Annotated in this window: 5 protein-coding genes and 1 pseudogene; 3 read left to right on the plus strand and 3 right to left on the minus strand. The window is 57.6% G+C overall.

Annotated features, from left to right (window positions below; translation table 11 throughout):
- The 3 genes and pseudogenes from MU521_RS21150 to MU521_RS21160 all read right to left on the minus strand — a co-directional run.
- Positions 1-578, minus strand: a pseudogene (locus MU521_RS21150) (DUF5817 domain-containing protein); the annotation flags it as partial.
- Positions 579-983: 405 nt separating this feature from the next.
- Entirely contained in the window at positions 984-1,892 is a 909-nt protein-coding gene (locus tag MU521_RS21155) for a hypothetical protein (RefSeq protein WP_250864850.1), read from the minus strand.
- A gap of 303 nt (positions 1,893-2,195) precedes the next feature.
- Complete coding sequence (locus MU521_RS21160; RefSeq protein WP_092695826.1) at positions 2,196-2,402, minus strand: division/cell wall cluster transcriptional repressor MraZ; 207 nt, start codon at positions 2,400-2,402, stop codon at positions 2,196-2,198.
- Positions 2,403-2,628: 226 nt separating this feature from the next.
- Between MU521_RS21160 and MU521_RS21165 the strand changes: the two genes are divergently transcribed.
- The 3 genes from MU521_RS21165 to MU521_RS21175 form a co-directional block, all read left to right on the plus strand.
- Positions 2,629-3,048: a hypothetical protein gene (locus tag MU521_RS21165; RefSeq protein ID WP_139171241.1), complete on the plus strand. Its 420-nt coding sequence runs from the start codon at positions 2,629-2,631 to the stop codon at positions 3,046-3,048.
- Entirely contained in the window at positions 3,041-4,474 is a 1,434-nt protein-coding gene (locus MU521_RS21170) for a hypothetical protein (RefSeq protein ID WP_139171239.1), read from the plus strand. The genes MU521_RS21165 and MU521_RS21170 overlap by 8 nt, the downstream gene beginning before the upstream one ends.
- A partial coding sequence (locus tag MU521_RS21175) for a hypothetical protein (protein WP_250864851.1) occupies positions 4,471-5,022 on the plus strand: 552 nt, incomplete at its 3' end. The genes MU521_RS21170 and MU521_RS21175, both read left to right, overlap by 4 nt.

The raw sequence follows: 5,022 nt of genomic DNA on the forward strand, positions 1-5,022 counted from the left end.
GCCCCCTGACAGAGCTCACGCACGGCCGCGACCAGCGCGTCTTGGAACCCGTTCGACGTGGCGATCTCATGCCAGAGGTCGGCCGGCGCGCTGTTGGCGGTGGCGTGAATGTCGGCCCGCACGTCTCCGCCGTCATTCAGCGACGGTGTCAGCGAGCCCGCTGCCGTCTCAAAATCGAGTGAACGGTCTGCGTCGTACTGAAAGTCCCCGTTGAGCGTGCCAAAGCGACGCTCCAGGTAGGCATCGGCCTCGTCGCGAAGAACTGCCCGGCGCTGCTCGGCCCACTGATCGAGCCGCCCGTCGACGAGATCGCCGAACACATCATGGTAGCCAGCGTCCTGCTCGAGAGACGTGGTCGGAACCGTGTAGTCAATTTCGTCTTCGAGCCGGCCGTAGTCATCGACAGTGCCGATGTACTCACCAAGCTCATCTGCGCGACGAGCTAGCAACCGCGCGCGCTGCTCACAGGCGACCTGCCAGTCTCCAGCCGTGGCCTGGGCTTTGATGCTCCCGGGGTTGCGACTGTGCCCACAGCGGGGACATTCGACGCGGTCCTGCTGGTGGTAGTGCTCGGCCACCCAGAGTGACTCGCACTCGCGGCAGCCAAGCACGGCAAATCGGTCGGGAGAGTGGGTCGCGCCGGCCATGCTCAGGGCTGACTACAGACACGGCTCTTGCCATGCGGGCAGGCACGCTCCCCCGCGAGAGACAGCGCTACCGCTGTCTGTGGGGAACGCTTATTAGCCAGGCTGGAGAAATGAGACGTAAGCCGCGAGGGAAGTGTTGGTGCACTGGGACCCTCGCGGGGCGTCCCATTTTCCAGGCGTTTGGTTCTGAGCCTGTCGTGTCGCTGTAGCTGTTCAAACGGCGCTAACTTAAGTACTAGCCCCGCCGCCCGGTGGTTGGATCGGCTGGCGAGCCGGGCTACCGTGGTGATGTTATCGGCAGCCGCTGTCAGCGGTCGCTGTCCTGGCGGTCCTCCTTCACCCCGGGGGTTTAGACGGCCTCTTGTTGGAGTGTCCGGTTGTATCAAACAAGCAGTTAGCTTTGGCCTGCCGGCCGGTTTCGGCGTCGAGACGGTCTAACAGGACCGACCCGACCTCACAGAGTAAAACATGGTCACCAGCACCGACAGAGTAGCGATCAACCAGATCAAGCCCTTCGTGCTTGTTGAGATGCTGGCTGACCGCCGACGCATCACGACGAACCAAGTCGGGCAATGATGACTGTGGGACTGTCTGTGTGGGTTCGTCGGCCAATTCGCGCAGGACTTGGACGGATCCACACTCGGGGTTAAGCGTCCTGAGAGCGTGGGAAGCCACTTCTTCAGCTGGATGGGGGCCATCACGCCCAGTATCCAAACAGCTATCAAAGTTCAGCGGCGGGTCAGAGCGGAGATTGTCGGCCAACCAGCGGGCCCTGAGCCACGTGCAGACAAGGTAGACATCACACTGGGTGGCGAATGTCGCGAGCAACTGAAGCGTATTCTCTCGCTGCCGACGGGGTCGCTCTGCGAAGTCGTCTTTGTCAATCCGAGCAGCGATTGGCGTTACACCGGCAGCGGCAAGCACGGCGAGTGGGTCGTCGACGAGGTCGGACTCCAGAGCCTCCTCAAGCGTCAGATAGTCACTCCAGACGGGCGCTGACTCCCCGCGTCCGAGTGCCACAGTGTATCGAAGGGTGTTCTTGTGGTCGACCGGTTCTGGCGGTATCTGGTGGGGAAGAGCGTCCTCTTCTCGAACATCCAAGCAACCGACGAGCGGCGCGTATCGCCCGTCTCGGGCCGTCAACCCTTGCTCGCGAAGTGTCAATGTCCGCTCGGATTTTTTCGTCCCAGCGAGTATGTCACGGACGGCGTCGGTGAGGGCCTCCTGGAACTCGTCGCTCGTCAAAATCGACTGCAAGACAGCAGACGGGGGGGAATCACTAGCGTCGATGTGGAGAGCGTTAGCCCGGTCCTGTGAGGACAGAACGAGAGTCACCGGCCACCTCCCCCGTCAGCGTCGAATTTTCCGACGCTCACGGCTCACTACCTCGGATTTCAATAGAATCGGCCTGTGGAATCGGGGTGAGAAAGACCCTAATACCCAGGGCGACGAGTCCTAGGTGGACAATACCGGGCCAAGGTAGTAGTCCACTTAGGAGATGGGGGCGTCGGTTCTGCCCCCTGGAACTCGCCGCACCGAGCGTCAGCTCTAGGCGTCACCCCCGTCCTCGTCGTCTTGGTGATATTTGATTTCGGCTTCCTCAATCGTGATCTCCACCCAGATTTCTTTTCCGTCCTCGGGTTGGATGCCGTGTCGCTCACGGATGTTGCTGGGGATGGTCACGCGGCCTCTCTTGTCAAGTTCCAGAGGTTCTTTGCGGCCAATCTCGACATGCTCTGAATCGTCCCCTGTCATTTGTCTTGCCCATAATTACTGTGAGCTACTGTAATAATGTTTGTTGTCACCCATTACTACCCCCTAATGCAGATCTCTACAGTATTCAGTTGACTTCAGGGATAATGAATCCAATTGAATGCATTTTTGGTGGTATAAAAGTGTATATAAAGAATCGGATGTTGAAGCCGACTGAGTACATCATTATATCAAAATATATAACTTACTGCAGAAATATGGGGCATATATGGGGAACAAAGCTCTTGGAAAGGCTCCCGCTGAAGCCGTCAGCAAATATGGCTCTGAAGCCGAGGAGCTAGGACTGACTCGCGCTGAATATATCAGAAAATGTATCGAAGTGGGTCGGCTCGTTTTCCAAAGTTCTGGGGAGATGGATATCGAACGACTCCGCAATCTCAGTGAGGGAGCAGGAGCAGCCTCGTTCGATTCGTCACTCGAGACTACTGAAGGAGACCTCACAGGGGCCATCCTATCAAATCTCCCTGTAGACGAACATCGTGCGCTCACGAAAGAAGAAGTCCGGACAGCAGTCTTCGGGACCGAGGACGAACAGCGGGAACAGGTTACAGAGGCACTGAAGCAACTCAGTCAACAAGACAAAATCCAGCCACTGGTCGATGACGGATACATAAAGACCAATGAGTAACACGAGCAGTCAAGACGAGAAGCGCGAGAGACGTGACACATCCCGGGTCAATACACGGACCCGCGAAGAACGTCGTGAGCAGGCCGAACGAGAGTGGCGTTTGCGGCCGATTGAGCAATTTCTGAAAGAAAGAGAAAATGAGCTAACATCGGGAGACTTGCAAGGTAAAGAGCGAGCAGTCCGTCGATTGGATCGGTATTTGCATGAGGAAATCGCTCCCCGTGTCGACGCCTCTATTCTTGATCTCCGCGATGTCGTTGAAGCCGATATTGCCTCATTCCGTGACGATGAACTAAAACCAGACCCCAGCCTCGCTGATCGTACAGTTGCAAATAAATTGGGTGCCTTGAGCCACTTCTACAACGTTCTCGAAGAAAACAACGCATTTGCCGGAAACCCGGTGAAAGGCCCGCTAAAGACATTCAAACAGAATCACGATCTCGAAGCAGACCGGCCACATATCCCCTTCCACCGGATGCAGCGATTTGTGAACTGGCTAGCCCTCCCGTTCAGCCGTGCCTTCTGGCTATCCGGACTCAAACACGGTACGCGATTTTCCGAAGTCGTCAACATCGATTTGCGTTGTCTGCATATCGATCATCCGGTATTCTGGCAAATCGTCGAAAACCACGACGTGCGACTAGACCCTCGGGTTCGAGATAAGCCAGATACTCTGTTGATATATGAGGGATTCAACGAAGGCGACGAAATTCCGAACGAGGAGACTCCAGGCCCAGAGGCGGCAGGTGAAATTCGAGACTCAGCGAAGGGGAACAAGCGCAAAGAAGATGGTGGGAGCATCTTGCCGCTCGATAGCGAACTGAAGACAGCACTTATCGAATGGCTGCTCACCCGTCCACCGACGTACGACCACGTTGTCAACCCGCTTTTCGTTTTTCGAGGGTCAGACGAAGTGCGCCGGCCAACAGACCAGGGGCTTTATAAGAGACTGTGGCAGGAAGACTCTTACACTGACAGTATTCAGCAATTTGGGGCTGAGGAATCGCTTGATGAGTGTCCGGACTGTGGTGGCAGCGTGATCGAGGAGAATCTAGAGCAGGGCGAGAAGCCAGGACGCCGGTTCAGATGCCGAGACTGTCGGACCGAACACTGGCGGTCGATTTGCTGGGACAACGGCCTCGTGACCGAACAGAAGATGACCTACCACGTCGCCAGACACTACTTTAGCAACGCTCACAGTCCGGCCAAGTCGGAATTGCACGACGGAGCCATCCCCGACCGGATTCGCAAAAAGCGGATTCGTGGCGATTCAGATAACGACGGCGACACCGAGGACCAGACGTACATGACCGCAAGTTACGAACAGTACGATGAGGACGTTCGAGAGCCGTATCTAGATGGGATCTACAAATTCGACCTCTACGATTCAGTGATTCCAGCGGTTGGAGAAGGCTGGCAGCGATGACTCGAGGACCCGATGATGACCTGCCGACGCCCGGCCCAAGTGAGCCTGTCCCGTCCTGGTCCGAATATCGACAGCTCGAACAGGCTGTTCACGACTACCTCGACCACGAGCCAAAGGACCTCGCCTGGAACGACATCTGGCGGGCGCTGGCAGCAATCATGGGCGAGTGTCAGCGGGATGCCTTCGTTGACGCCTTCGACCTCTCACAGCCCGCAGAGCGGCCCTGCATCCGTCGTCTCATCACCGGCGAGGACGAGTGCCCCTGTCCCGAGACACGCGGGTGGGAGGAACGCGAACTCGAGACAATCGGCGCTCGCGACGAGCCGCCCCACTCGCCGCCCCACGCTGATCACAAGACGCTCTGGCTCGACGAGGACGGCGAGCCGGCGCTGTATGGGATGCACGTCTATCCCGGCAACGTCGAGATGGTCACACCCTCCAAGACCGCCGATCCCAACCAGCAGCAGCGAAACGGCTGGATGGATATCACGCGCTGGGCGCGGGAGTGGGGCCTCGAAGTCGGCTTCCTTCCAAAGTCCTGGTACAAC

Source organism: Halorientalis regularis (assembly GCF_023698535.1).
GTDB lineage: Archaea > Halobacteriota > Halobacteria > Halobacteriales > Haloarculaceae > Halorientalis > Halorientalis regularis.